Source organism: Scandinavium goeteborgense, assembly GCF_003935895.2.
In the GTDB taxonomy this organism is placed as follows: domain Bacteria; phylum Pseudomonadota; class Gammaproteobacteria; order Enterobacterales; family Enterobacteriaceae; genus Scandinavium; species Scandinavium goeteborgense.
The window spans coordinates 2,817,797-2,842,707 of sequence record NZ_CP054058.1 but is presented as its reverse complement, the minus strand read 5'-3'; the positions used below and the strand labels follow the sequence as shown (position 1 = coordinate 2,842,707).

The following is a 24,911-nucleotide window of genomic DNA, read 5'->3' as shown; positions in this document are numbered from 1 at the left end:
AGTCGCTTATGCGACGCGGAGCGGCAAACTCATACTTTCCGCTGAGCGCATGTTGCAAGATATTACCGTTTACTGGAGGAATGAGAGGCTTCCACTAAGCTTAGTTCCACGCGGCGATAAACAGGCCTCTGGCCGGTCTCCGCGCAGTGGAATATTCCACATCACGTAATGCAATATGATGTCTGAACAATTGATTGGAGGTCCGTAATGGCAAACCATCGTGGCGGTTCGGGTAATTTCGCCGAAGACCGTGATAGAGCATCAGAAGCAGGTCGTAAAGGTGGCCAGCACAGCGGGGGTAACTTCAAAAACGACCCTCAGCGCGCCTCTGAAGCTGGCAAGAAAGGGGGTAAAAACAGCCACGGCAGCAATCGTAATAGCTAGTGGACTGACGCCGTACGATGTGGCGACCTGAGCCCCATCAAATCCCCGCCGCCGGGCTTTCCCGGCGGTTTTTTTATGCCTGCTGGTTGCAGCAGTCCGCGGTAATCTGCACACTGTTGGGCTGAATGTTATCCCGGCGGTACTATGTCCTTTCTTTCTCGCTATCAATTCTCGGTAAAGCCTCAGGAAGCGCTCCTGATTGTCATCACCATGTTCTGGGGTGGCACATTTCTGGCGGTTCAATACGCCGTCACCCTGAGCGACCCGTTCTTTTTTGTCGGACTGCGCTTCGCCACCGCGGCTATCGCTGTGGGTCTGCTATCGCTGCGCTCCCTGCGTGGGCTAACGCGGCTTGAATTGAAAGCGGGCGTGATGATTGGAATCGCCATCGCATTCGGCTACAGCCTGCAAACCTGGGGCTTACAGTCTATTTCCAGCAGTAAATCTGCCTTTATTACCGCGATGTACGTGCCGCTGGTGCCGCTCCTCCAATGGCTGTGTCTCGGCCGTATGCCGGGGCTGATGTCCTGCGTCGGGATTCTGCTGGCGTTCATCGGCCTGGTTTTACTCGCCGGGCCGGACGGAAACTTGCTGGCGCTCGGTGCCGGGGAAATCATCACGCTCGCGGGCGCGCTGGCGATTGCCGCAGAAATTATTCTGATCAGCGCCTGGGCCGGGAAGGTAGATGTGCGCCGGGTCACCGTTGTGCAACTGGCCACCGCGTCGCTGGTCGCATTTACCATGATGATCCCCGCCGGGGAATCCGTTCCGTCCTTTTCGCCGGGCCTGCTGGTGGTCGCTCTGGGCTTAGGGATTTTCAGCGCCATTATTCAGGTGGTGATGAACTGGGCGCAGCGCAGCGTTTCCCCGACGCGCGCGACGGTGATTTATACCGGTGAGCCGGTGTGGGCGGGCATCTTTGGTCGCATGGCGGGTGAACGCTTACCGGTGCTGGCGCTGCTTGGCGCGGCGTTTATCATCGCGGGCGTGCTGGTCAGCGAACTGAAATTCAAAAAGAAAAAGGCGTTAGCGCAGGTGGCGCAAGACGCAGAAAACAAATACACCGCGCAGGAATAAGGAGAGCGCTATGACTCAGGCAGCCGTAAAAAAAACCGGGAAACGCAGTCTGGCGGTAAACGCTAAAAAAGAGGCCATTCTGACGGCGGCGCTGAACACCTTTTCGCAGTTCGGCATTCACGGGACACGTCTCGAACAAGTCGCGGAACAGGCGGGGGTGTCGAAAACCAATCTGCTTTATTACTACCCGTCGAAAGAAGCGCTGTACGTGGCGGTGATGCGCAATATCCTCGATATCTGGCTGGCGCCGCTGCGAGCGTTTCGGGAAGAGTTCACGCCGCTGGTGGCGATTGGCGAGTATATCCGCCTCAAGCTTGAAGTTTCGCGGGACTACCCGGAAGCCTCGCGTCTGTTTTGCCTTGAGATGTTGCAGGGCGCACCGCTGCTGATGGCGGAATTAACCGGGGATTTGAAATCACTGGTCGATGAAAAATCGGCGATTATTTCTGCCTGGGTCAGCGAGGGCAAACTGGCCCCGATTGACCCTAATCATCTGATCTTTATGATTTGGGCCGCCACCCAGCACTACGCGGATTTTTCCACGCAGGTGGAGGCGGTCACCGGCAAAACGCTGCGTGATGAGGCGTTCTTCCAGCAAACTGTGGAGAACGTGCAGCGCATGATTATTGAAGGGATCCGCCTGCGTTAATGCGGCGGGAAGACGCAGCTCACATCGCCTTCTTCACAGCTGAGCGTGCTTTTCAGTAGCTCGGTGCGTTCGTAGGTTTTTTGCGTCATGCACTGGGCATGAACCATCGGCGCGACGGAAGCCCCGTCAGCGCCGGAGGTTAAAAACGCGCAGTCGGCATCACGAAAGGCAATCCACGCTTTTTGCGCCGCAATGAGTTGGGTTTTCTGGGTATCGGTGGCGAGTTTCATCGCCTCTTTATAGGTCTGATTGAGTAAATCATCCTGCTTTTTATATTCATTGCCAGCGCACTCGTTAAGCCCGGCCTGAGAGGTGGCGGATTCACAGTCATCCGCCAGAACGGAAGTGCTGATTAGTAGGGCGGCAGCGGCGATAAACATCAGTTTCATGGTGTGATCTCCAAAAAAGCCCGGTGGCGTTGTCGCTTACCGGGCCTACAGGGTGATGGGGTGCCAGGCCACTAATTAATCACAAGCTTAGCCGATTGTCATCAGGCTGGCGTTACCGCCTGCCGCCGCGGTGTTAACGCTCAGCGAGCGTTCAACGTACAGGCGTTCCAGCAGCAGATTGGTTTCCCCGCGGGCAAAGCCCTGCACCGAGATAATCGCCCCGTCGCGCGCCGCCACTTGCTGGCAGAGGTCACGCAGCTGGTCTGAATCACCGTGATAAATCACCGCGTCAAACTCCTCGCTCACAATCTGCTCGCGTTTGGCGAAGCGAATGCGATCGTTGACCGCTTTCGGCAACTGTTTTGCCAGTTCGCGATGCAGGCTTTCATCCGGCCACAGGATTTCACTGCCGACGGCGGTAACGGCGGCGAGTTGCACCAGCGCGTCTTCCTCGTTATCCGCAAGGCACAGCACGCGTTCACGCGGCATCAGCGTCCAGGTATTGCGCTCCCCGGTCGGGCCAGGCAATAAACGTTGGGTCCCGGCCTGGGCCAGTTCACCGTAACGATGGCAAAGCGTGCTCAATTCTGGACGACCGTTGGCCCATTCACGTAAGGCTACCAGCGGCTGTTCCAGCAGGGATTTCAGCTGAGCATCCACCGGACGCTCAGCATCCTGCCGGTTCAGAGTGGTTAACAGCGCGTCTTCCGGGCGGCTGGAGAGCAGGCGATAGAGGTACATCGGCCCACCGGCTTTCGGACCGGTACCGGACAAGCCTTCGCCGCCGAACGGCTGCACGCCGACGACCGCGCCCACCATATTACGGTTCACGTACAGGTTGCCGACGTTGGCGCTGCCGGTCACCTGGGCGATGGTTTCGTCGATGCGGGTATGCACGCCGAGGGTTAAACCGTAGCCGGAGGCATTAATCTGATCGACCAGCGCATTCAGGTTATTGCGGTTGTAACGCACCACGTGCAGCACCGGGCCGAACACTTCTTTTTGCAGCTCATCGAAGCTTTCCAGCTCAATCAGCGTTGGCGGCACGAAGGTGCCGGTGGCCCATTCGCGACGGTCTTCACTGTTATCACGCGCGGCCTGGAACACCGGGCGGCCTTTGCTGCGAAGAGTCTGAATGTGGCGCTCGATATTGCCTTTAGCTTCGGCATCAATCACCGGGCCAATATCCGTCGTCATGCGGCCTGGGTTGCCCATTCGGCATTCCGCCATCGCGCCTTTCAGCATCGTCAGGGTGTGGTCGGCAATATCGTCCTGCAAACACAGCACGCGCAGGGCAGAGCAGCGTTGCCCGGCGCTGTCGAACGCGGAGGCCAGCACGTCAATCACTACTTGCTCGGTTAACGCGGAGGAATCGACGATCATCGCGTTCATCCCGCCAGTTTCGGCGATAAGCGGCGTCGGACGACCCTGCGGATCGAGGCGGCTGGCGATATTACGCTGCAACAGCGTCGCCACTTCGGTGGAACCCGTAAACATCACCCCGCGTACGCGGTTGTCGGATGTGAGCTGTGCGCCGACGGTTTCACCGCGACCCGGCAGCAGCTGCACCACGCCCGGCGGTACACCGGCTTCCAGCAGAATATTGATGCCCTGCGCGGCAATCAGCGGCGTCTGCTCGGCAGGTTTCGCCAGCACGCTGTTTCCGGCGGCGAGCGCCGCGGCAATTTGTCCGGTGAATATGGCCAGCGGGAAGTTCCACGGGCTGATACAGACCACAGGGCCCAGCGGGCGATGGGTTTCGTTGGCGAAATCGTCCCGCACCTGTCCGGCGTAGTAATGCAGGAAATCCACCGCTTCACGCACTTCGGCGATGGCGTTGCTGAAGGTTTTACCCGCTTCGCGCACCAGGATGCCCATCAGCTGTTGCATCTGGCCTTCCATTAATACGGCGGCGCGTTCAAGAATGGCGGCGCGTTCGTGCGGCGGCGTGGCGAACCAGATAGGCGCGTTGTTCACCGCGTTAGTCAGGGCCTGTTCCACTTCGCGCTCGGACGCATCACGCACGTAGCCGACGATATCTTTCGGCTCCGCCGGGTTAATAACCGGCTGCATATCGCCGTCGTCAACCGCCTGTTCCAGCATCGGCAGGGCACGCCATTTTTGCAGCGCGCTGTTGAGCAGGGAAGAAGAGAGGGACGCCAGACGATGTTCGTTGGCCAGATCCAGCCCGGCGGAGTTATCGCGGCCTGCGCCGTACAGCTCGCGCGGCAGCGGGATCTTCGGATGCGGCAGACCGGCCTGGCCTTCCTGCTGGGCCAGTTTCTCGACGGCGGAAACCGGGTCAGCGACCAGTTCATCCAGCGGCAGGGTGGTATCGGCGATACGGTTCACGAAAGAGGTGTTCGCGCCGTTTTCCAGCAGACGACGCACCAGATACGCCAGCAGCGTTTCGTGCGTGCCCACCGGGGCATAAATGCGGCACGGACGGTTCAGTTTCCCGTCGGCCACTTTACCCACCACCTGTTCGTACAGCGGTTCGCCCATCCCGTGCAGGCACTGGAATTCGTACTGGCCCGGATAGTAGTTCTGACCCGCCAGTTGATAAATCGCCGCAAGGGTATGGGCGTTGTGGGTGGCGAACTGCGGATAAATCAGGTTCGGCACCGCCAGCAGTTTTTTGGCGCAGGCGAGGTAGGACACGTCGGTATACACCTTGCGGGTATACACCGGATACCCTTCGAGGCCGTCCATCTGCGCACGTTTAATTTCGCTGTCCCAGTACGCGCCTTTCACCAGACGGATCATCAGGCGACGACGGCTGCGGGTGGCGAGATCGGTCAGATAGTCAATCACCGCCGGGCAGCGTTTCTGATAAGCCTGAATGACAAAACCGATGCCGTTCCAGCCCGCCAGCTCCGGTTCAAAACAGAGTTTTTCCAGCAGATCGAGGGAGATCTCCAGGCGGTCGGCTTCTTCGGCGTCAATGTTTATGCCGATATCATACTGGCGGGCCAGCAGAGTCAGGGATTTCAGGCGCGGATACAGCTCGTCCATCACACGATCGAACTGCGCACGGCTGTAGCGGGGGTGCAGCGCCGACAGCTTAATCGAGATGCCCGGGCCTTCATAAATGCCGCGGCCGTTGGAGGCTTTACCAATTGAATGAATTGCCTGCTGGTAGGAGACCATGTACGCCTGCGCATCGGCGGCGGTCAGGGCCGCTTCGCCGAGCATATCGTAGGAGTAGCGGAAGCCTTTGTCTTCCAGCTTGCGGGCGTTGGCCAGCGCTTCAGAAATGGTTTCTCCGGTGACGAACTGCTCGCCCATCAGGCGCATTGCCATATCCACGCCTTTGCGGATCAGCGGCTCGCCGCTCTTACCGATAATGCGGTTCAGCGAGCGCGACAGGCTGGCTTCGTTGTGCGTCGATACCAGCTTACCGGTGAACAGCAGGCCCCAGGTGGCGGCGTTGACGAACAGCGACGGGCTACGGCCAATGTGAGAATGCCAGTTGCCGTTGCTAATTTTGTCGCGGATCAGCGCATCGCGGGTGGCTTTATCAGGAATACGCAGCAGTGCTTCCGCCAGACACATCAGCGCCACGCCTTCCTGAGAAGAGAGCGAGAATTCCTGCAACAGGCTCTGCACCATTCCGGCCCGGCCGCTGGCGGTTTTCTGGTTACGCAGTTTTTCGGCCAACTGGTAAGCGAGGGAATGCGCCTGTTCAGCGATGCTGTGCGGCAGACGGGCCTGCTCCAGCAGCATAGGTACCGCGTCGGTTTCTGCCCGACGCCAGGCGGCGGTAATGGCTGAACGAGTCACCGACTGCGGCAGGATCTGCTCGGCAAAATCGAGGAACGGCTGCGGAGACTCTTCGATCTGCACCACGCCTTCGTCGCTTTCATTCGCCGCGCCCGACAGCAGGGCAGGCAATTCCGGTAACGCTTCGTCGTTTTCCAGTTTTTCCAGATAATTAAAAATGGCCTGTTTGATCAGCCAGTGCGGGGTGCGGTCAATGCGTGTTGCCGCGCTTTTAATTCGCTCGCGCGTGGCGTCATCCAGTTTTACGCCCATGGTGGTGCTGGCCATAAAAAAACTCCCTCAATATTAAGTACTGCTCTAGTTGCACAGAAATATCCATCATGTTGCAACTTTGTGCAACCGTGTTAAGTGTGACTTCGCCAGCAATCAGGAAAAGCAATGACCTGTTAAATCTTTTTAACACTGAAAAAAGCATGGACTGGATGGGAAAGAGCCAGGTTTTATGCGGTGCTTAACACTTTTGCGCGGTGCAACCGTGAAAAGCGTGAGCGAGTGCAACCTATAGGAAATTGATCCTGTTGATGGGATGTTTTATCTGTAAATGCAGTGTTAAATCGTTTGTGAATAAATTCAGCATACGGCAGGATACGCTCCGCCCGTAACAAAGAACCCATTACTTCGTTCCGGTAATAGGGATAAAAAGAGTTATTCTGGAGAATTTCGATGGCTACTAGCACACCGATGGTGGTGACGTTTCTAATTTATATATTTGGCATGATCCTGATTGGGTTTATCGCCTGGCGTAACACCAAAAACTTTGATGATTATATTCTGGGCGGCCGTAGCCTGGGCCCATTCGTCACCGCATTATCTGCGGGCGCATCCGACATGAGCGGCTGGCTGTTGATGGGCCTACCGGGCGCCATTTTCATTTCCGGTATCTCTGAAAGCTGGATTGCCATTGGTCTGTGCCTTGGCGCATGGATTAACTGGAAACTGGTAGCTGGACGCCTGCGTGTTCACACCGAAGTGAACAATAACGCCCTGACGCTGCCGGACTATTTCACCGGGCGTTTTGAAGATACAAGCCGCTTGCTGCGAATTATCTCTGCGCTGGTCATTCTGCTGTTCTTCACCATCTACTGCGCGTCCGGCATTGTGGCGGGGGCGCGTCTGTTCGAAAGCACCTTCGGCATGAGCTATGAAACTGCGCTGTGGATGGGTGCGGCGGCGACTATTCTGTACACCTTCATCGGCGGCTTCTTGGCCGTGAGCTGGACCGACACCGTGCAGGCGAGCCTGATGATTTTCGCGCTGATCCTGACCCCGGTGATTGTGATTATCACCGTCGGAGGTTTCGGCGACTCGCTGGAAGTGATCAAGCAAAAGAGCATCGAAAACATCGATATGCTCAAAGGGCTGAATTTCGTGGCCATCATTTCCCTGCTGGGTTGGGGCCTGGGCTACTTTGGTCAGCCGCACATCCTGGCACGCTTCATGGCGGCGGACTCCCACCACAGCATCGTGCATGCGCGTCGCATCAGCATGACGTGGATGATCCTGTGCCTGCTGGGCGCGGTGGGCGTCGGCTTCTTTGGTATCGCCTTCTTCAATACCCACGCTGACCTGGCGGGTGCGGTAAACCAGAACGCCGAGCGCGTGTTCATCGAACTGGCGCAAATCCTGTTCAACCCGTGGGTGGCCGGTATTCTGCTGTCGGCGATTCTGGCGGCGGTAATGTCGACCCTGAGCTGCCAGCTGCTGGTGTGTTCCAGCGCGATTACCGAAGATTTGTACAAAGCGTTCCTGCGTAAAGGTGCGAGCCAGAAAGAGCTGGTGTGGGTTGGGCGCTTTATGGTTCTGGCCGTGGCGCTGGTGGCGATTGCGTTGGCCGCCAACCCTGAAAACCGTGTGCTCGGATTGGTGAGTTACGCCTGGGCCGGCTTCGGTGCGGCGTTTGGTCCGGTAGTGCTGTTCTCGGTGCTGTGGTCCCGCATGACCCGTAACGGCGCCCTGGCCGGAATGGTCATCGGTGCGGTCACGGTAATCGTCTGGAAACAGTTTGGCTGGCTGGGTCTGTATGAAATCATCCCTGGCTTCATCTTTGGCAGCCTCGGGATTGTGGTCTTCAGCCTGCTGGGCAAAGCCCCGTCTGCCTCAATGCAGAAACGCTTCGCCGAAGCGGACGCGCATTATCACTCTGCGCCGCCGTCAAAACTGCAGGTCGATTGATATAAGTCACCGGCTTATTATCCGGAAAGGTCAGCGTAAAGCTGGCCTTTTTTATTATTTGGTTAATTTCCAATTAAGTTAATTCACATTGAGGGTGACGAGTTCTTTTATTAATATCAGCGGGCATTGAAATCCATTTATCGACAATCCGTTCATTTTTTAGCTATTCAATCTAAATAAGGATGTTGTTGTATGGCAATACCGGCAAACTGACCGGTACGCGTGTCAATGGCGCCCTCAACATTGAAAAGGAGTTTGACCGCTCCTCCCCCGCATCTCTACAAGGCCGTCACTAACGGCACGACACTGAGATCGGCTGAAATCAAGTGGTACAACATTAACGATGCGGGACAGGAAGTTGAATACTTCAATATGCTGCTGGAAAATGTCCGCGTTGTTTCTGTTTCACCGGTTATGTACAACGTTAAAGATCCCGCCTATTTGAGGTCGAACCACCTGGAATCTATTGAGTTACGTTATGAGAAAATTACCAGGAAATATGTCGATGGTAATATTCAGCATTCCGATAGCTGGCGGGAAAGATAATTCCTACCTTAAACTCTTCGAGACGACATAAATGAAAACCCTGGATGAGGTTTTGCGCGAAAGGCGGGGAATGACGCCACTCCCTGTGACGTTGACTGCGGCACAAGCCGCCGCACCCGATGAGCATATCTTCGAACTGCAAAAGCTTGGCGATTTTGCCAATCGTTACTGCCTGTCACCGGGTAAACCGGGCAAGAAGCCCATGCTGGACGGTTACTTCCTTTTTGTGCTCCTCGCCAGTGAACCCTACAAAGTCTATTGCGGGGTAGAAGCGTTTGGTGCCACAGGAAGCAATAAGAGTTTCGTGGCACCATGAAAGAATGGACAAACGGCAGCGGACATTACTTGCCGCCAGCACGTTTACACCACACCAATCTGCTTCCCGCCTTACGTCGTTTGTTACCTGTGACGAAGTTCAGGGAACATATTAGCGTGATGGCGCTCTGAGTTGTTCACAAGCCCGCTTTAAGCGGGCTTTTTGCTTGCTAATCGCCTGAAAATGCGCTGATATCTTCCAGCAAAAAAAATAATGAAATGAGGATAGCAAACAATGAAAATCAAAATGGGTTATGCCGCCATCGCTTTGGCAATCGCCCTGAGCGGTTGCACGGCACCCTCGCAAAAATCCGTCACAGACACGCAAAGCTGCAAAGCGGATAACCAGATGCAGCAAACTACGCTTTATTTCGGCCTGAGTCGTCCGGCCGGAAAAGACATTACGTCCCAGGAGTGGCAGCAGTTTGTGGATAAAGACGTGACGCCACGTTTTAAAGACGGCCTGACGGTGTTTGATGCGCGTGGGCAGTGGCTCGGCAATGACGGTAAAGTGGCGCGTGAACAGAGCAAAGCGTTGATGCTTATCCACGGCAAAGATGCGCAGAGCGAAAGCAACATTGAAGCGCTGCGTAACGTGTATAAATCACGCTTCGCGCAGGAATCGGTGATGCGGGTTGATAACCCGGTCTGCGTCCAGTTCTGATAAAAAAACGGCGGGATGAATAACCCGCCGTTTGATTTTGTAGGCCCGTGCAAGCGCAGCGCCGCCGGGCGTTTACACGCTTACAGGAACAACCCGGCAAAACTCGCTGACAGCAAACTCACCAGCGTCGCGCCGTACACCAGACGCAGACCAAAGCGTGAAACCGCATTGCCTTGTTTCTCGTTCAGACCTTTAATCGCCCCCGCCACGATGCCGATAGAGGCAAAGTTCGCGAACGACACCAGGAACACCGACAGAATGCCAAGCCCGCGCGGCGTCATCTGTGCGGCAATTTTTTGCAGCTCAATCATCGCGACAAACTCATTCGCCACCAGTTTAGTCGCCATGATGCTGCCCGCGTTCAGCGCATCGCTCAGCGGAATACCAATTAGCCACGCCAGCGGATAGAAAACGTAACCGAGGATCTGCTGGAAGCTCAGACCAAACACCGTCGAGAACAGGGCGTTCACCGCGCTAATCAACGCAATAAAACCTATCAGCATCGCCAGAATAATCATCGCCACTTTAAAACCAGCGAGAATATATTCCCCGAGCATCTCAAAGAAACTCTGCGATTCGTGCAACTTTTCGAGCTTAATCTCCGCTTCGGCATCCGGTCGCGTCGGGTTAATCACCGACAGAATAATAAAGGTGCTGAACATATTCAGGATCAGCGCCGCGACTACATATTTCGCATCGAGCATGGTCATGTAGGCGCCAACAATCGACAGCGACACCGTCGACATCGCCGTGGCGGCCATGGTGAACAGGCGACGAGAGGAGAGGTCGGACAGCACGCCTTTGTAAGCAATGAAGTTTTCCGACTGTCCAAGGATGATTGAACTCACGGCGTTAAACGATTCCAGCTTGCCCATGCCATTCACTTTCGACAGCAGGGTGCCTATCACGCGAATGAAAATCGGCAGAATACGCCAGTGTTGCAGAATGCCGATCAGCGCGGAAATAAAGATAATCGGACACAGCACGCCTAAGAAGATAAACGCCAGGCCTTTATCGCTCATGCCACCGAAGACAAAATTGCTGCCCTCTGCGGAGAATTTCAGCAGCGATTCAAATACGCCCGAAACCGATTTAATCAGCACTAAACCGCTTTCGGCGTGCAGGAAAAAGAACGCCAGCGCAATTTCAATAATAATGAGCTGCGCAATATAACGAATACGGATGGTTTTGCGGTCAAAACTGACCAGCCAGGCAAGGGCAAGGATAACCACCAGCGCCAGCAAGAAGTGAAGAATATTGGTCATTTCATTTTTGTTTACAGGTCAACGGGAGGCATATTTAGCCACAGCGCAGCGGCAGCGTAAACGATTACCTGTTAATAAGCTTAGACAAATTGCTTCGCACGATAACGATGACGCTCGCAATCTTTTACAACCTGACATCATTATCCGAACATTTCACTTGTGTTTCTTTGTGGCGTAATGATAATCACTATCAATCATATTTACGAAACTTTGCATCGATTGACTGCGGTTCACACTGAAGGGTTTCAGGCATGTTTGTTCCATTTCTCATTATGTTACGCGAAGGGCTGGAAGCGGCGCTGATTGTCAGCCTGATTGCCAGCTATCTGAAACGCACGCAGCGAGGACGCTGGATTGGCGTCATGTGGATTGGCGTGTTTCTCGCCGCCGCGCTGTGCCTGGGGCTGGGCATTTTCATTAACGAAACCACCGGTGAATTTCCGCAGAAAGAGCAGGAAATGTTTGAAGGCATCGTGGCGGTTATCGCGGTGTTCATCCTGACCTGGATGGTGTTCTGGATGCGCAAAGTGTCGCGCAACGTGAAGAAACAGCTGGAAGAGGCGGTGGATAACGCGCTGCAAAAGGGCAATAACCACGGTTGGGCGCTGATCCTGATGGTCTTTTTCGCCGTGGCGCGTGAAGGGCTGGAATCGGTGTTCTTCCTGCTGGCCGCGTTCCAGCAAGATCTCGGCATTTGGCCGCCGCTTGGCGCCATGCTCGGTCTGGCGACCGCAGTGGTGCTTGGGTTCCTGATTTACTGGGGCGGCATTCGCCTTAATCTCGGCGCGTTCTTCAAGTGGACCAGCCTGTTTATATTGCTGGTGGCCGCAGGGCTTGCCGCCGGTGCGATCCGCGCCTTCCATGAAGCAGGGCTGTGGAATCACTTCCAGAACGTGGCGTTTAATTTCAGCAACACGCTTTCTACCCACACGCTGTTTGGCACCCTGCTGGAAGGTATTTTCGGCTATCAGGAAGCGCCAAGCGTCAGCGAAGTGGCGGTGTACTTTATCTATCTGATCCCGGCGCTGGTGCTGTTTTCCATGCCGCCACGGGCCTCAACGAGTCCTTCTCGTACGGCGTAATCAGCGACAGTAATGATTGACTATTAGTTACAACATACTTATTGAAAGGGATGGGTCATGACGATTAATTTCCGCCGTAGTGCGCTGCAGCTGGGCATCGCTGCGCTGTTCTCTTCTGCGTTCGCTGCGCAGGCCGCCGATATTCCGCAGGTAAAGGTCACGGTCACCGACAAACAGTGTGAGCCGATGAACATCACCGTAAACTCTGGCAAAACTCAGTTCATCATTCAGAACCACAGCCAGAAAGCGCTGGAGTGGGAAATCCTCAAAGGGGTGATGGTGATTGAAGAGCGTGAAAACATTGCGCCGGGCTTCACCCAGAAAATGACCGCCAACCTGCAGCCGGGCCGTTATCAAATGACCTGTGGCCTGCTGACCAACCCGAAAGGCACGCTGATTGTCAAAGGTGAAGCCACTGCGGATGCGGCGAAAGCCAACGCCGTGCTGAGCCTGGGCGATGCGATTGCTGACTATAAAACCTACGTGATGGCGCAAACCGCCGAGCTGGTGAAAGGGACTCAGGCCTTTACCGACGCGGTGAAAGCGGGCGATGTCGAGAAAGCCAAAGCGCTGTACGCCCCGACGCGTCAGTACTACGAGCGTATCGAACCGATTGCAGAACTGTTCTCTGACCTTGACGGCAGCATCGATGCCCGTGAAGACGACTACGAGAAGAAAGCGGAAGATCCTAAATTCACCGGTTTCCACCGTCTGGAAAAAGCGCTGTTTGCTGACAACTCCACCAAAGGCATGGAGCACTACGCGACTCAGCTGAATAGCGACGTGCAGGAACTGCAGAAACGCATCAGCGAACTGGCCTTCCCGCCGTCAAAAGTGGTGGGCGGTGCTGCCGGTCTGATTGAAGAAGTCGCGGCCAGCAAAATCAGCGGTGAAGAAGACCGTTACAGCCATACCGACCTGTGGGATTTCCAGGCGAACGTCGATGGCGCCCAGAAAATTGTCGATCTGCTGCGTCCTCAGTTGCAGAAAGAAAACAGCGCGCTGCTGGCCAAAGTGGATGCCAACTTCAAGAAAGTTGACACCATACTGGCGAAGTACAAAACCAAAGACGGCTACGAGACTTACGATAAGTTGACTGACGCTGACCGCAATGCGCTGAAAGGGCCGGTAACGACGCTGGCAGAAGATTTAGCGCAGCTGCGTGGGATCCTCGGACTGGACTAAAGCGTTATGGCACAGAGCAAATCGCACGACGTGACCGAGCCGTCACGTCGTCGCTTATTGAAAAATATCGGCGCGCTGGGAGGCGCGCTGGCGCTGACCGGGGGTTGCCCGGTCGCCCATGCGGCAAAACCGCAAAGTGCGCCGGGGACGTTGTCTCCGGATGCACGCATGGAAACCCAGCCGTTCCACGGATTGCATCAGGCGGGCGTCCTGACCCCTCAGCAGGCATCGATGATGCTGGTGGCGTTTGACGTGCTGGCGAGCGATAAAGCGGACCTGACGCGCCTGTTCAAACTGCTGACCGACCGGATAACCTTCCTCACTACCGGCGGGCCCGCGCCCGATACGCCGAACCCGCGGTTACCGCCAATGGATTCCGGGATACTCGGGGCCTATATCGCACCAGATAACCTGACTATCACCGTTTCCGTTGGCCAATCGCTGTTTGACGAGCGCTACGGGCTGGCGGCACACGCGCCGAAAAAACTGCAGCGCATGACGCGTTTCCCGAACGATTCGCTGGATGCGGCCCTGTGCCACGGCGACCTGCTGCTGCAAATCTGCGCCAACACCCAGGACACGGTTATTCACGCCCTGCGGGACATCATCAAGCATTCACCGGATTTGCTGAGCGTGCGCTGGAAGCGGGAAGGGTTTATCTCTGACCACGCCGCGCGCAGTAAAGGCAAAGAGACACCAGTGAACCTGCTGGGCTTTAAGGATGGTACCGCCAACCCGGATAGCCACGACGCGACGCTGATGGATAACATCGTGTGGGTCACTGACGGGCAGGGCGAACCCGCGTGGGCAACCGGCGGCTCCTATCAGGCGGTGCGGGTCATCGCCTTCCATGTTGAGTTCTGGGACCGTACGCCGCTGAAAGAGCAGCAGACCATTTTTGGGCGTGATAAGCATTCCGGCGCGCCGTTGGGGATGCAGCACGAGCACGATGTGCCGGATTACGCGAAAGACCCTGACGGCGATGTTATTGCGCTCGACAGCCATATTCGTCTGGCCAACCCGCGTACGCCGGAAACCGAATCCAACCTGATGATGCGTCGTGGTTACAGCTACTCACTCGGCGTGACCCACTCCGGCCAGCTGGAGATGGGCCTGCTGTTCGTTTGCTATCAGCACGACCTGGAGAAAGGGTTCCTGACCGTGCAGAAGCGGCTCAATGGCGAAGCGCTGGAAGAGTACATCAAGCCTATCGGCGGCGGGTATTTCTTCGTCCTGCCTGGCGTAAAAGAACGAACGGGCTACCTCGCACAATCGTTGCTGGAAGCCTGATGATTGTCCTGCCCGTGAGGGCAGGATGGTTACTCTGCTAACAATTTTATCCCTTCCTGTATTCTCGCTTTCCCAAATCATCATTTTTTTGTATTGGCAGGTCATTGATATATTTCTGTAATATTTTTGTCAGATGATGATGATGTTCGGGCAGAACGTTGTATGGTTGCTCTGAAGTAAAAAATATGTTGCATTTATGCTAATTCATGATGTACTTATTACAACAGCGGTAGTTCCCGGCAGTGAGTGAAAGTAGCCACTTAGGAGATCGCGAATGGTAGGGTCCTGTTCTGGACATAAAGGTAAAATTAACCGCACCAAACAGCGCGGAGGCCTCACCTCCGGCAGCGATTTCTTCACCACTGAATTTCCCTCTTCGACAACAACTCATGAATCACCCGATGTGATGCGCGTAGTCGCGTCATCACGTCCGATCAACCGGCAAGCAATGGCTTAAAAGGAAGCCAAACCTCAGACGTTAGTGCGCATAATCGTGCCGAAACGGGCACGTGTAATGTTGACCAACAACTCAAGGTGCTATCCATGGGAAGACAAAAAGCAGTGATCAAAGCTCGTCGCGAAGCAAAACGTGTGCTGAGACGGGATTCACGCAGTCATAAGCAACGTGAAGAAGAATCGGTCACCTCGCTTGTGCAGATGAGTGGCGTAGAAGCAATTGGCATGGCGAGAGACAGCCGTGATCATTCTCCAATTGAAGCTCGCAATGAAGCTCAGGCGCACTACCTGAATGCTATCGAGAGTAAACAGCTGATTTTCGCCACCGGCGAGGCAGGGTGTGGGAAGACCTGGATCAGCGCAGCCAAAGCGGCAGAGGCCCTGGTTCATAAGGATGTAGACAGGATAATCGTCACCCGTCCGGTTCTGCAGGCCGATGAAGATCTTGGCTTCTTACCCGGAGATATTTCCGAGAAGTTCGCCCCATATTTCCGCCCGGTCTATGACGTTTTGGTCAGAAGGCTGGGGGCGTCCTTCATGCAATACTGCCTGCGCCCGGAAATTGGCAAGGTAGAGATCGCGCCGTTCGCCTATATGCGCGGACGTACATTTGAAAACGCGGTTGTTATTCTGGACGAGGCCCAGAACGTGACCGCGGCGCAAATGAAGATGTTCCTGACGCGCCTCGGGGAAAACGTGACGGTTATCGTTAACGGCGACATCACCCAGTGTGACCTTCCGCGGGGTGTGGTGTCCGGTTTAAGCGATGCGCTGGCACGTTTTGAAGAGGACGATATGGTCGGTATCGTTCGCTTTAACAAAGACGACTGCGTGCGGTCCGCGCTCTGCCAACGAACATTACACGCCTACAACTGAGTCTGATTTGCCGAAGATAAAGCCCGCGAAATGCGGGCTTTGCTGTTTTAGGGTCTAAATTCATGCCCGGCGGCACTTCGTTTGCCGTGCCTATGGTTTTGTAGGCCCGGTAAGCGTAGCGCCACCGGGCAACAGACGAAAAAAAAGCCCGTACTTTCGTACGAGCTCTTCTTAAAATATGGCGGTGAGAGAGGGGTTCGAACCCTCGATACGTTGCCGTATACACACTTTCCAGGCGTGCTCCTTCAGCCACTCGGACACCTCACCATATTGTTTCGCTGCCTTTCCTCTCGGGGGCAACGGGGCGCTACTATAGGGAGTTGGATGAAAACGGTCAAGGATATTTTCTTGAATTTAATCCGACAGGTTAAGCATTGAGCGTCTTGTCGACCCGGTAAGCCGCGCCACCGGGCAACAGACGAAAAAAAAGCCCGTACTTTCGTACGAGCTCTTCTTAAAATATGGCGGTGAGAGAGGGGTTCGAACCCTCGATACGTTGCCGTATACACACTTTCCAGGCGTGCTCCTTCAGCCACTCGGACACCTCACCATATTGTCGTCCCAACGCTGCTGGGACGGGCGCTAATGTAGGGAAAAGCGTAACTTACGTCAATCAACTTTTTTAAAAAAACGTCCGATAAGACAAACTTCGTCCAACCTGCTTTCAGATTAACCGCGATCCGCTTTTTTTCTCATCATTCGCCTTTCCGCCGACAGCCCGCAAAAATTTGCTATGCTGACAAACCAATATAAAACAACACGAAATCGACGCGCCGCAGACCTGTATAAGAATGGCGCATTATATAAAGGAGAGCAGTATGGAGATTATTTTTTACCATCCCACCTTCGATACCCAATGGTGGATCGCCGCGCTGGAAAAACAGCTGCCGGGCGCACGCGTACGTGAGTGGAAGAGCGGAGACAATGAGCCCGCCGATTACGCGCTGGTGTGGCACCCGCCGGTAGAAATGCTGCAAGGCCGCGAGCTGAAAGCCGTCTTTGCGCTGGGCGCAGGCGTCGATTCCATCCTCAGTAAGTTGAGAGAACATCCGGAGATGCTCCCGCTTTCTATTCCACTGTTCCGCCTCGAAGATACCGGCATGGGCCTGCAGATGCAGGAATACGCCGTCAGCCAGGTGCTGCACTGGTTCCGTCGCTTTGATGATTATCAGGCGCTCAAGCAGGAGACGCGCTGGGAGCCGCTGCCAGAATTTACCCGGGACGAGTTTACCATTGGCATCATGGGCGCTGGCGTACTCGGCAGTAAAGTGGCGGAAAGCCTGCTGGCCTGGGGATTCCCGGTGCGTGTCTGGAGTCGCAGCCGTAAAGAGTGGCCGAATGTGCAGAGCTTCGCGGGTGAAAGTGAAATGGGCGAGTTCCTGCGCGAAACGCGCGTGCTGATTAACCTGCTGCCGAACACGGCGGAAACGGTCGGCATCATTAATCATGCGCTGCTCAACCAGTTGCAGGATCAGAGCTATCTGCTGAACCTCGCGCGCGGCGTGCACGTCAATGAAGACGAACTGCTGCGTGCGCTGGAAAACGGCAAGGTGAAGGGCGCGATGCTCGACGTCTTCAGTCGTGAACCCTTGCCGGTAGAAAGCCCGCTGTGGCGCCATCCTCGCGTGGCCATGACCCCGCACATCGCCGCAGTGACCCGACCGCAGGAAGCCATTGCCTACATCGGTAAAACCATCACCGGTCTGGAGCGCGGAGAGACGGTCACCGGGCAGGTCGACAGGGCCCGCGGATACTGAGTTGAACCCGGCTATGCCGGGTTTTTCGCTAATAAAGGCCGCCCATTCCTGCTATGCTTGGGCTTATACAGAAAGAGGAGAATGTGATGTATCCTGTTGACCTGCATATGCACACCGTCGCCAGCACCCACGCTTACAGCACCCTTCATGACTATATCGCCGAAGCGAAACGCAAAGGGATCAAACTGTTTGCCATTACCGATCACGGGCCAGACATGGCCGATGCCCCGCACTATTGGCATTTCGTGAACATGCGCATCTGGCCGCGAATGGTCGATGGCGTCGGTATCCTGCGTGGGATCGAATCCAACATTAAGAACACGCTGGGCGAAATCGACTGCACGGGCCCCATGCTGACGTCACTGGATTTCATCATTGCCGGTTTCCATGAGCCGGTTTTCCCACCGCAGGATAAAGCCACGCACACCGAAGCGATGATTGCCGCTATCGCCAGTGGCAATGTCCATATGATTAGCCATCCAGGCAACCCGAAGTTCCCGATTGATATCAAGGCCGTGGCAGAAGCGGCGGCGAAGCATCATGTCGCGCTGGAAATCAACAACTCCTCATTTGTTTCATCCCGTCCGGGCAGCGAGGATAACTGTCGGGCCGTTGCCGCAGCGGTGCGTGACGCCGGGGGCTGGGTGGCGTTAGGTTCTGATTCCCACACCGCGTTTACCCTGGGGTGTTTTACCGAATGCCGTAAGATTCTGGACGCCGTCGAGTTCCCGGAAGACCGTATTCTCAACGTCACCCCGCGCCGTTTCCTGGATTTCCTCGAAGCGCGCGGCGTGCCGCCGATAGCCGAATTTGCTGAACTGTAATTCTCTGAATGGAATAATTGAATGAACGAGTTTTCGATCCTCTGCCGCGTTCTGGGCTCATTGTACTATCGCCAGCCGCAGGACCCGCTGCTGGTCCCGCTGTTTACCCTCATTCGTGATGGCAAACTGGCGGCGAGCTGGCCGCTGGAGCAGGATGAGCTGCTGGAGCGCCTGCAAAAGAGCTGCGATATGCAGCAGATCTCCGCAGACTACAACGTCCTGTTTGTTGGCGACGAGTGCAGCGTTTCTCCGTACCGTAGCGCCTGGGTTGAAGGGGCTACCGAGGCCGAAGTGCGCAGCTTCCTGTCTTCACGCGGCATGCCGCTGAGTGACACGCCTGCCGACCATATCGGCACGCTGCTGCTGGCGGCGTCCTGGCTGGAAGACAACTCCGCAGACGATGAAAGTGAAGCAGTCGATACGCTGTTCACTGACTATCTGCTGCCGTGGGTCGGCACGTTCCTCGGGAAAGTCGAAGCGCACGCCACCACGCCATTCTGGCGCACGCAGTCGACCATGACTCGCGAAGCCATCTCCGCAATGTGGGATGAGATCGAAGAAAGCGGCGAACAGTAAAATGTGATTTACATCACAATGCAAATGTAACGGTACGCTGCACGTTGCAAATTTTGTGCTCGTGATCTCATCTGAAAACCGCGCATCTGTTATGATGCGCGGCATGAACATACTCCTCTCTCTCGCACTGACAACAGGCATTCTCTCCGGACTTTGGGGATGGGTTGCCGTGTCTCTCGGCCTGCTCAGTTGGGCGGGTTTTCTCGGCTGTACCGCTTACTTTGCCTGTCCGCAAGGTGGGCTGAAAGGCCTTGCCATTGCGACCGCCACCGTGTTGAGCGGGGTGGGGTGGGCGCTGGTGATTATCCACGGCAGCGCACTGGCACCGCATCTGGAAATCTTCGGCTACGTTATGACCGGTGTGGTTGCGTTTCTGATGTGCCTGCAAGCTAAACAGCTGCTGCTGTCGTTTGTGCCGGGCACGTTTATCGGGGCCTGCGCCACGTTTGCAGGGCAGGGCGACTGGAAGCTGGTGGTACCGTCGCTGCTGGTGGGATTGATATTTGGCTACGCGATGAAAAACAGCGGGCTGTGGCTGGCGGCACGCAGCGCCAAACGACAAGCACCGGATAACGCCGTGAAGCAATAACTGTCGAACAAGAAACAAAAAAGCGTAGCCTCGGGGCTACGCTTTTTTTTGTCTGCACCAGAATCAGGATTCCGGCGGTGAAGCCATGTCGCGATATTTCGCAAGAATCGGGTTGTTGCTTTCTGATGAACTTTGCAGATTCCAGAGTCCACGATCGATCCCGTCGTTAATCAGATAAATAACGCCTGTTTCAATCGCCGACATCAGACACAACATAACCGGTTCATTCGAGGTATACCCAATTTCGCCTTCCAGCAAACGCTGGTAATCAATAAAGCGGAACACCCCGGCCTGGACTTCATAGGACAATATGGTTTTGCTGGTAGTGACGGAGGAAAGTACTTCACCGGTACTGACGTTAATCACGCGAAGGTTAACGGCAATCTGGTCAAGCTGATATTGCGTATTGGCACCGATACCGAAATAACGCGCCCCGACACCGCCGGACTTCACGTTACTTTCATAACCGATAATCGACCCTTCTATAATAACGTTTGCAGAACTTAACGATTGCAATGGCGCACGGTTATTTACTCCCACGGTGCCATTTTCCTGCGCTGCACGAATGATTTTGCGCTCGTTGAGCAGGTTTTGTAATCCCTGACGCTCCAGTGGAATAAACCATTTGGAATCTTTCAACGCCGTCACCAGCATCGCCGTCGCACTTTGCGGCACCGCCGTCGAGAAGTTACTCGCCGGGTAAGGTTTAAATTGCCCGGTTTCATCCTGAATGTTGTAGACAGAAACGTACAGCTTGCCCTGCGGAGAAGGCAGGTGGGTCAGGTCACGATAGCTTTGCGCCCGTGGCATTAACGTCGGTTTTGCCGCCTCTTTCGGTGGGGCGGTCAGACAGCCACTGAGTAGGACGACCACCAGAAGTATAAATAAACGCTTCATGATTATTTTCCTGTACGGATCTGTGACTATTGGTCACTCGTCGATGTCTGTTGCACTCCGGAGACCTGGATAGTCGAGGTTTTCCCCGTACTTCTGTCGGTCACGTTAAGCGTGAGCAGGCCATTGCTGTTTTGTATATCGACAATAAAGTCATTAGTGACGAGGCGACCCGGTTTCCCGGTAGCCACGTTTCCTAACAGACCACTTAATAATTGTGACTGGATAGCTGACGTAAAGTTATCCAGCGCCGACGGCGCGTTATAACCAAAATCGTCACTCCCACCAGGTGCTTTATAGGAATTCTGCGCCTGGGCTTCATTTAGCAAAAAAGCGCCGTTATTCGGGTTTCCACCGAAGTTTGGGTTTACGAACTGGAAAACCATATTACCGGCCCAACTTGCTGGTGCAATAAAAGCGAGCAAAGCGACAGTACAGGCGATACGCATGATTGCCTCCACCCTATGTTTAAAATTCGTCGTGTGCTAAATCGTCCGTTTTTAATAATGCCTGGTCGATTTGGCGTTTATTGATACCTTCTTGAGTAATTTGTACAGCTGCGTCTACGGTCTTATCAAATTCCCGTCTTATCGGGAATAAAAAGGTCTGAAATAAAATATCCTGATTGACAGTTATTGTTATCCAACTCCCCCAGCGAGCGCTGGGTCTTTCATTAATGGATATATTCTCCCGGGTAGTACTGGCCCATTTGTCAGTAAAGGAACGATAAAAATCGTGCCCTACTGACGATACAGTGTGGTCGGCCACGATACCCGGTATCTCCACCTCTCCGGCATGCAGAGAGGGCGCAAGCAGCAGCAGGTTTGCAGCTGCAAGCCAGCACAGGGAACGTTTCATGGTGTTTGCCTGTTAACTTAACGCCTGAGATTATCATTGGCCCAGGAGACGGCCTGGGTCCGGTTTTTTACGGCTAACTTCTTGAAAAGATTATAGAGATGGGTTTTTACGGTGTTTTCGCTAATGAACAACGAGCGGGCAATTTCCACGTTGGACGCGCCGACCCGTAGTTTATTCAGAATTTCCCGTTCACGCTGCGTCAGCATTGCGCTTTCGGCATTGTTGTAACGGTAATTTCCTGAATGTGTTATCAAATAGCTGGCGAGCTTATGCGAAAAGTAACAATCGCCATGCATGATCATGCTTAATCCTTCGATTAAACGTGATTCAGTTTCATTGTTATAAAAGACACCGTTGATATGTGGCCAGTTTTCTATGTCCTTGAAAGGGTATTCCTCGGGTGTATTGAGTAATACCAATTTCATCCCGTTGTTTTTCCGGCCTAAATTTTCCTGCCAGTGAGTAATCAGCCTTTTGTCCGCTTCCATCATATCGAAGATCATGATGCTGTCAGGCAACGTTTCTTCGATAATACGATGAATGTTTTGTACTTTTCCTGAAATATCCAGTGTCGATTTTAAATATTGTAAAAGCGCGCTGGCTTGTAAGGACGGCTTTGTTACAAGTACAAGCGAACTGCCTAAACTATGGACTTCATTTAACATGATGAAACTCCAACGTTTTACAGCAGCTATCAGTTTTCCCCGCAAAAATATACGGGGTTCCAGAAGTACTGATTGAGGCTGCATTGCTGTGTATACGTAAGTTCGAAAACCCTAAGGCGGGTAAAAGTCAATAAAACAATATTAGGTACTTCAGTGTTCAATCTAGTCATTGCTAAATTTTAAGCAAGATCAAACACTGTAACAAAATGTAAAATGGAATATTAAAATGTAAAAATGGAGTTCTTTAATCATTTAGAAGTGATGATAAAGTTGTACACGGAAATAAAATAGTAGCAACTTGATAAATCATACAAATCATCTAACTCATTAATAAATGAAGGATATATTATAAGCCTTGTGTGGATTACCATCATTAAAATAATAACTAAGTTTGTAACGCTTTTATCTTAAGGAAATTTTAGACAAATGAGATCGCGATCCGGATCTTCACGCTTGGTTTTTTCTTGGCCCGCTAAACACCTTGATTTATATGATTATCCATGTTTTTGGATATGTTCTGATAATAGAAACATAAATAATCGTATTTAAAGACCGGGACATAGCGCAATTCTAATGCTTAGGAATGATCCGAAAAAATTAAAATCAACCTTGCGGGTGACACCAATTAATTTTGGTCAGCAACATACTGTTTATCGTAACGTCGCATTAACAACAACGTCGGCGTTATTTAACAGCAACAGAAATAGCCAGGATTCAAGCGGGTGGAACATGAACAAGAAAGTGTATTTTCTGTCGTTAACACTGCTGGCGATACCTGGATTAGTAGCTGCATCGGGTTATGATCTGGCAAGCCCAGAATATAATCTGGTCGCCAATGGGCTTAACTCTAATCTCGCTAATGAAACGGCAATTGTCGCTCAGCAAGGTTATGGGAATGGCGCGAATACTCAGCAGGATGGAAATCATCAAATAGCCGTTGTTTCTCAACGAGGTAATGGCAATCAGTCTGATGTTTCTCAATCCGGGGGGTACAATCTGGCCTACGTAGATCAGGCCGGAAGTAGTAATGATGCAGATATTAGCCAATCAGGCTATGGGAATACGGGCATTATTATCCAACGCGGTTCGGGTAATCAGGCCAGTATTTCACAGCAGCAGTCCGTAGGTACTAAAACAGTTATTGTGCAAAACTCGTCGCAAATGGCCGTTCGTGTATTAACACGTTAATGGTTATAAGACGAAACCTAATCAAGCCAATGGGGGTTTTATGAATATTAAAATGTCTATGATTGCAATGGTTCTTGTTTCAGGCTCTGCATTTGCGGGTGGTCCTAGCCATGGCGGCGGTCATGACGACGGCGGTCCAACCCTTCCACAAAATTCCAGCAACGAAACTGTGAATATTTACCAGGCGGGTGGTAATAACGGTGCCAGCGTAGACCAAAGCGGGTCTAAATACGCTGACATTAACATCAGCCAGCAGGGCTTTAACAACCTTGCCACGGCAACCCAGAGTAGCGCTTACAACAGCGACATTAACGTGAGCCAAACCGGCTTTAGCAACTCTTCCAGCAATCTGCAAACCGGTGATAACTCAACCATTAATGTCAGCCAGTCTAACCTGTTTGGTTGGGGCGGCGGCAACTCTTCAGTCGTGAATCAGACTGCTGACAGTTCTATGGTCAACGTGACTCAGAACGGCTCGGCTAACTGGGCGAACGTTTACCAGCATTAATCTGGTTTTCGCACACAATAAAAACAGGGCCTGTGCCCTGTTTTTTTATTGGAGGATCTCATGAATAGCTTACTTATTGCGGTCGCGCTCACCAATAGCATTGCCTTCAATGTGACCCATCAAGGGGAGATGTACACCATTACGCCTCAGGTCACAGTGACAGAGCCGTGCCAGTGTCGGGTGAGTATCCAGACGATGCGTGAGGGACAAGGCGGGACCAGCAACATTCAGCAGAGTAAAACGTTAAGTTTGCCCGCTAATCAACCCATTGATCTCTCACGGATGCAGTTAAATATCACTCAGAACGACACGGTAAAAGTCGTTGTCACGCTTACGGACGGGCAGGCTTTGCATCTTTCGGCGCAATGGCCCAACGGGGAAAGGACCTAGCAACGCCTTTTTTCACAGATTGATTGGCGTTAATTCACAGTGATGATTACTTTTACGTTAAGGGTTTGAAGTGTCGTGTTGTTGAAGTACGCACGGTGCGGGGCAGCGTGCGCATAACTCTCTCAGGGATGATCACATTCCACGGAGCTACGCGATGAAAACCTTAACTAAACGTTTGTGTGCCGTTGCTTGTCTGTCGTCGGCATTGTTCTCTGGCGTCGCGATGGCCGCGACCTCTGGAGCGCAGGGTGGCGTCATTCATTTTGTCGGATCGATTGTCGAAGATCCGTGCAACATTTCAACCGGTTCTCAGCATATTGCCATGCACTGCAATCGTGCAGGGCAGGTGCACACTTCTGCGATTTCATTCCAACAGGCTGCCACGGGACAGGTCGTGAATAACGAGGCGGCGACCGTTAGCATGCGCTACATTAATCCTCAGAAAACGCTGGGTATCGTCACCATCGCTTACCGTTAACCTCCTTATGGATAAACGCTTTCTCCTGCTTTTGACTAAACTTGAACCTAA

At 53.6% G+C, this 24,911-nt stretch carries 25 protein-coding genes, 2 tRNA genes and 1 pseudogene; 19 read left to right on the top strand and 9 right to left on the bottom strand.

From position 1 onward, the window contains the following. Nucleotides 1-207 precede the first annotated feature (207 nt). The 3 genes from A8O29_RS14595 to rutR all read left to right on the top strand — a co-directional run bounded on the left by A8O29_RS14595 (nucleotide 208) and on the right by rutR (nucleotide 2,110). Complete coding sequence (locus A8O29_RS14595) at nucleotides 208-384, top strand: con-10 family general stress protein (RefSeq protein ID WP_015964929.1); 177 nt, start codon at nucleotides 208-210, stop codon at nucleotides 382-384. A gap of 144 nt (nucleotides 385-528) precedes the next feature. Next, the gene (locus A8O29_RS14590) at nucleotides 529-1,461 is read left to right on the top strand and encodes a DMT family transporter (protein ID WP_125352589.1); all 933 of its coding nucleotides are present in this window, start codon (nucleotides 529-531) and stop codon (nucleotides 1,459-1,461) included. 10 nt (nucleotides 1,462-1,471) lie between these two features. Then, complete coding sequence (gene rutR / locus A8O29_RS14585; protein WP_125352587.1) at nucleotides 1,472-2,110, top strand: HTH-type transcriptional regulator RutR; 639 nt, start codon at nucleotides 1,472-1,474, stop codon at nucleotides 2,108-2,110. Here rutR and A8O29_RS14580 read toward each other — a convergent pair. After that, on the bottom strand, nucleotides 2,107-2,499 hold the full coding sequence (locus A8O29_RS14580; RefSeq protein WP_125352585.1) for a lysozyme inhibitor LprI family protein: 393 nt from the start codon (nucleotides 2,497-2,499) through the stop codon (nucleotides 2,107-2,109). The two genes, rutR and A8O29_RS14580, sit on opposite strands and share 4 nt — an antisense overlap. 87 nt (nucleotides 2,500-2,586) lie before the next feature. Beyond that, nucleotides 2,587-6,549, bottom strand: coding sequence for a trifunctional transcriptional regulator/proline dehydrogenase/L-glutamate gamma-semialdehyde dehydrogenase (putA, locus tag A8O29_RS14575; RefSeq protein WP_125352583.1), 3,963 nt, complete (start codon nucleotides 6,547-6,549; stop codon nucleotides 2,587-2,589). A gap of 396 nt (nucleotides 6,550-6,945) precedes the next feature. Here putA and putP point away from each other — a divergent pair, with 396 nt between their 5' ends. From putP to A8O29_RS14555, 4 genes and pseudogenes are all read left to right on the top strand, one after another. Next, nucleotides 6,946-8,454, top strand: a complete 1,509-nt coding sequence (gene putP, locus A8O29_RS14570) for a sodium/proline symporter PutP (RefSeq protein ID WP_125352581.1) — start codon at nucleotides 6,946-6,948, stop codon at nucleotides 8,452-8,454. A gap of 197 nt (nucleotides 8,455-8,651) precedes the next feature. Further along, nucleotides 8,652-9,000: pseudogene (gene tssD / locus A8O29_RS14565) on the top strand (type VI secretion system tube protein TssD); the annotation flags it as partial. A 70-nt stretch (nucleotides 9,001-9,070) separates the two neighbouring features. Next, nucleotides 9,071-9,316: a hypothetical protein gene (locus A8O29_RS14560; RefSeq protein WP_125352579.1), complete on the top strand. Its 246-nt coding sequence runs from the start codon at nucleotides 9,071-9,073 to the stop codon at nucleotides 9,314-9,316. 234 nt (nucleotides 9,317-9,550) lie between these two features. Further along, nucleotides 9,551-9,979, top strand: a complete 429-nt coding sequence (locus tag A8O29_RS14555) for a DUF3574 domain-containing protein (protein ID WP_125352577.1) — start codon at nucleotides 9,551-9,553, stop codon at nucleotides 9,977-9,979. Between the two features lie 80 nt (nucleotides 9,980-10,059). Here the strand turns inward: A8O29_RS14555 and A8O29_RS14550 are convergent, their stop codons facing one another. Then, the gene (locus A8O29_RS14550) at nucleotides 10,060-11,244 is read right to left on the bottom strand and encodes a NupC/NupG family nucleoside CNT transporter (protein ID WP_125352575.1); all 1,185 of its coding nucleotides are present in this window, start codon (nucleotides 11,242-11,244) and stop codon (nucleotides 10,060-10,062) included. Between the two features lie 251 nt (nucleotides 11,245-11,495). Between A8O29_RS14550 and efeU the strand changes: the two genes are divergently transcribed. From efeU to phoH, 4 genes are all read left to right on the top strand, one after another. Next, complete coding sequence (gene efeU / locus A8O29_RS14545; protein ID WP_125352574.1) at nucleotides 11,496-12,326, top strand: iron uptake transporter permease EfeU; 831 nt, start codon at nucleotides 11,496-11,498, stop codon at nucleotides 12,324-12,326. Between the two features lie 57 nt (nucleotides 12,327-12,383). Next, on the top strand, nucleotides 12,384-13,511 hold the full coding sequence (efeO, locus tag A8O29_RS14540) for an iron uptake system protein EfeO (protein ID WP_125352572.1): 1,128 nt from the start codon (nucleotides 12,384-12,386) through the stop codon (nucleotides 13,509-13,511). A gap of 6 nt (nucleotides 13,512-13,517) precedes the next feature. After that, the gene (gene efeB, locus A8O29_RS14535) at nucleotides 13,518-14,801 is read left to right on the top strand and encodes an iron uptake transporter deferrochelatase/peroxidase subunit (RefSeq protein ID WP_125352569.1); all 1,284 of its coding nucleotides are present in this window, start codon (nucleotides 13,518-13,520) and stop codon (nucleotides 14,799-14,801) included. 543 nt (nucleotides 14,802-15,344) lie between these two features. Beyond that, on the top strand, nucleotides 15,345-16,133 hold the full coding sequence (phoH, locus tag A8O29_RS14530; RefSeq protein ID WP_168713829.1) for a phosphate starvation-inducible protein PhoH: 789 nt from the start codon (nucleotides 15,345-15,347) through the stop codon (nucleotides 16,131-16,133). 179 nt (nucleotides 16,134-16,312) lie between these two features. Here phoH and A8O29_RS14525 read toward each other — a convergent pair. Together A8O29_RS14525 and A8O29_RS14520 are read right to left on the bottom strand one after the other, a co-directional pair. Next, nucleotides 16,313-16,400: transfer RNA gene (locus A8O29_RS14525), tRNA-Ser, on the bottom strand. Between the two features lie 195 nt (nucleotides 16,401-16,595). Further along, a tRNA-Ser gene (locus A8O29_RS14520) sits at nucleotides 16,596-16,683 on the bottom strand. A gap of 268 nt (nucleotides 16,684-16,951) precedes the next feature. Between A8O29_RS14520 and ghrA the strand changes: the two genes are divergently transcribed. From ghrA to A8O29_RS14500, 4 genes are all read left to right on the top strand, one after another. Then, a complete protein-coding gene (ghrA, locus tag A8O29_RS14515; protein WP_125353761.1) occupies nucleotides 16,952-17,890 on the top strand; it encodes a glyoxylate/hydroxypyruvate reductase GhrA in 939 nt (312 codons plus the stop codon). An 86-nt stretch (nucleotides 17,891-17,976) separates the two neighbouring features. Next, the gene (locus A8O29_RS14510) at nucleotides 17,977-18,714 is read left to right on the top strand and encodes a phosphatase (RefSeq protein WP_168713846.1); all 738 of its coding nucleotides are present in this window, start codon (nucleotides 17,977-17,979) and stop codon (nucleotides 18,712-18,714) included. Nucleotides 18,715-18,735: 21 nt separating this feature from the next. Next, on the top strand, nucleotides 18,736-19,290 hold the full coding sequence (locus tag A8O29_RS14505; RefSeq protein ID WP_125353763.1) for a TorD/DmsD family molecular chaperone: 555 nt from the start codon (nucleotides 18,736-18,738) through the stop codon (nucleotides 19,288-19,290). A 103-nt stretch (nucleotides 19,291-19,393) separates the two neighbouring features. Next, nucleotides 19,394-19,879, top strand: a complete 486-nt coding sequence (locus A8O29_RS14500; protein WP_125353764.1) for a DUF1097 domain-containing protein — start codon at nucleotides 19,394-19,396, stop codon at nucleotides 19,877-19,879. 63 nt (nucleotides 19,880-19,942) lie between these two features. On the opposite strand, the gene csgG is transcribed toward A8O29_RS14500, so the two are convergent. From csgG to csgD, 4 genes are read right to left on the bottom strand one after another with little or no spacing between them, the layout of a single operon-like run. Next, entirely contained in the window at nucleotides 19,943-20,776 is an 834-nt protein-coding gene (csgG, locus tag A8O29_RS14495; protein WP_125353765.1) for a curli production assembly/transport protein CsgG, read from the bottom strand. A gap of 26 nt (nucleotides 20,777-20,802) precedes the next feature. Continuing rightward, entirely contained in the window at nucleotides 20,803-21,222 is a 420-nt protein-coding gene (csgF, locus tag A8O29_RS14490; RefSeq protein WP_110509819.1) for a curli production assembly/transport protein CsgF, read from the bottom strand. A gap of 19 nt (nucleotides 21,223-21,241) precedes the next feature. Continuing rightward, nucleotides 21,242-21,631, bottom strand: coding sequence for a curli production assembly/transport protein CsgE (gene csgE, locus A8O29_RS14485; RefSeq protein ID WP_110509818.1), 390 nt, complete (start codon nucleotides 21,629-21,631; stop codon nucleotides 21,242-21,244). Nucleotides 21,632-21,648: 17 nt separating this feature from the next. After that, nucleotides 21,649-22,296, bottom strand: coding sequence for a biofilm master transcriptional regulator CsgD (csgD, locus tag A8O29_RS14480; protein ID WP_125353766.1), 648 nt, complete (start codon nucleotides 22,294-22,296; stop codon nucleotides 21,649-21,651). Nucleotides 22,297-23,025: 729 nt separating this feature from the next. On the opposite strand from csgD, the gene csgB reads away from it, so the two are divergent. The 4 genes from csgB (at nucleotide 23,026) to A8O29_RS14460 (ending at nucleotide 24,860) form a co-directional block, all read left to right on the top strand. Further along, the gene (gene csgB, locus A8O29_RS14475; protein WP_110509816.1) at nucleotides 23,026-23,484 is read left to right on the top strand and encodes a curli minor subunit CsgB; all 459 of its coding nucleotides are present in this window, start codon (nucleotides 23,026-23,028) and stop codon (nucleotides 23,482-23,484) included. A gap of 52 nt (nucleotides 23,485-23,536) precedes the next feature. Continuing rightward, a complete protein-coding gene (locus tag A8O29_RS14470) occupies nucleotides 23,537-23,992 on the top strand; it encodes a curlin (RefSeq protein WP_168713847.1) in 456 nt (151 codons plus the stop codon). A 60-nt stretch (nucleotides 23,993-24,052) separates the two neighbouring features. Beyond that, nucleotides 24,053-24,382, top strand: a complete 330-nt coding sequence (csgC, locus tag A8O29_RS14465; RefSeq protein WP_125353768.1) for a curli assembly chaperone CsgC — start codon at nucleotides 24,053-24,055, stop codon at nucleotides 24,380-24,382. A gap of 154 nt (nucleotides 24,383-24,536) precedes the next feature. Then, entirely contained in the window at nucleotides 24,537-24,860 is a 324-nt protein-coding gene (locus A8O29_RS14460; RefSeq protein WP_125353769.1) for a type 1 fimbrial protein, read from the top strand. The last annotated feature ends 51 nt before the right edge of the window (nucleotides 24,861-24,911 follow it).

Coding starts and splice junctions, on each gene's coding strand:
- A8O29_RS14595 (WP_015964929.1), top strand. CDS start 208: ATGGCAAACCATCGTGGCGGTTCGGGTAATTTCGCCGAAGACCGTGAT.
- A8O29_RS14590 (WP_125352589.1), top strand. CDS start 529: ATGTCCTTTCTTTCTCGCTATCAATTCTCGGTAAAGCCTCAGGAAGCG.
- rutR (WP_125352587.1), top strand. CDS start 1,472: ATGACTCAGGCAGCCGTAAAAAAAACCGGGAAACGCAGTCTGGCGGTA.
- A8O29_RS14580 (WP_125352585.1), bottom strand. CDS start 2,499: ATGAAACTGATGTTTATCGCCGCTGCCGCCCTACTAATCAGCACTTCC.
- putA (WP_125352583.1), bottom strand. CDS start 6,549: ATGGCCAGCACCACCATGGGCGTAAAACTGGATGACGCCACGCGCGAG.
- putP (WP_125352581.1), top strand. CDS start 6,946: ATGGCTACTAGCACACCGATGGTGGTGACGTTTCTAATTTATATATTT.
- A8O29_RS14560 (WP_125352579.1), top strand. CDS start 9,071: ATGACGCCACTCCCTGTGACGTTGACTGCGGCACAAGCCGCCGCACCC.
- A8O29_RS14555 (WP_125352577.1), top strand. CDS start 9,551: ATGAAAATCAAAATGGGTTATGCCGCCATCGCTTTGGCAATCGCCCTG.
- A8O29_RS14550 (WP_125352575.1), bottom strand. CDS start 11,244: ATGACCAATATTCTTCACTTCTTGCTGGCGCTGGTGGTTATCCTTGCC.
- efeU (WP_125352574.1), top strand. CDS start 11,496: ATGTTTGTTCCATTTCTCATTATGTTACGCGAAGGGCTGGAAGCGGCG.
- efeO (WP_125352572.1), top strand. CDS start 12,384: ATGACGATTAATTTCCGCCGTAGTGCGCTGCAGCTGGGCATCGCTGCG.
- efeB (WP_125352569.1), top strand. CDS start 13,518: ATGGCACAGAGCAAATCGCACGACGTGACCGAGCCGTCACGTCGTCGC.
- phoH (WP_168713829.1), top strand. CDS start 15,345: ATGGGAAGACAAAAAGCAGTGATCAAAGCTCGTCGCGAAGCAAAACGT.
- ghrA (WP_125353761.1), top strand. CDS start 16,952: ATGGAGATTATTTTTTACCATCCCACCTTCGATACCCAATGGTGGATC.
- A8O29_RS14510 (WP_168713846.1), top strand. CDS start 17,977: ATGTATCCTGTTGACCTGCATATGCACACCGTCGCCAGCACCCACGCT.
- A8O29_RS14505 (WP_125353763.1), top strand. CDS start 18,736: ATGAACGAGTTTTCGATCCTCTGCCGCGTTCTGGGCTCATTGTACTAT.
- A8O29_RS14500 (WP_125353764.1), top strand. CDS start 19,394: ATGAACATACTCCTCTCTCTCGCACTGACAACAGGCATTCTCTCCGGA.
- csgG (WP_125353765.1), bottom strand. CDS start 20,776: ATGAAGCGTTTATTTATACTTCTGGTGGTCGTCCTACTCAGTGGCTGT.
- csgF (WP_110509819.1), bottom strand. CDS start 21,222: ATGCGTATCGCCTGTACTGTCGCTTTGCTCGCTTTTATTGCACCAGCA.
- csgE (WP_110509818.1), bottom strand. CDS start 21,631: ATGAAACGTTCCCTGTGCTGGCTTGCAGCTGCAAACCTGCTGCTGCTT.
- csgD (WP_125353766.1), bottom strand. CDS start 22,296: ATGTTAAATGAAGTCCATAGTTTAGGCAGTTCGCTTGTACTTGTAACA.
- csgB (WP_110509816.1), top strand. CDS start 23,026: ATGAACAAGAAAGTGTATTTTCTGTCGTTAACACTGCTGGCGATACCT.
- A8O29_RS14470 (WP_168713847.1), top strand. CDS start 23,537: ATGTCTATGATTGCAATGGTTCTTGTTTCAGGCTCTGCATTTGCGGGT.
- csgC (WP_125353768.1), top strand. CDS start 24,053: ATGAATAGCTTACTTATTGCGGTCGCGCTCACCAATAGCATTGCCTTC.
- A8O29_RS14460 (WP_125353769.1), top strand. CDS start 24,537: ATGAAAACCTTAACTAAACGTTTGTGTGCCGTTGCTTGTCTGTCGTCG.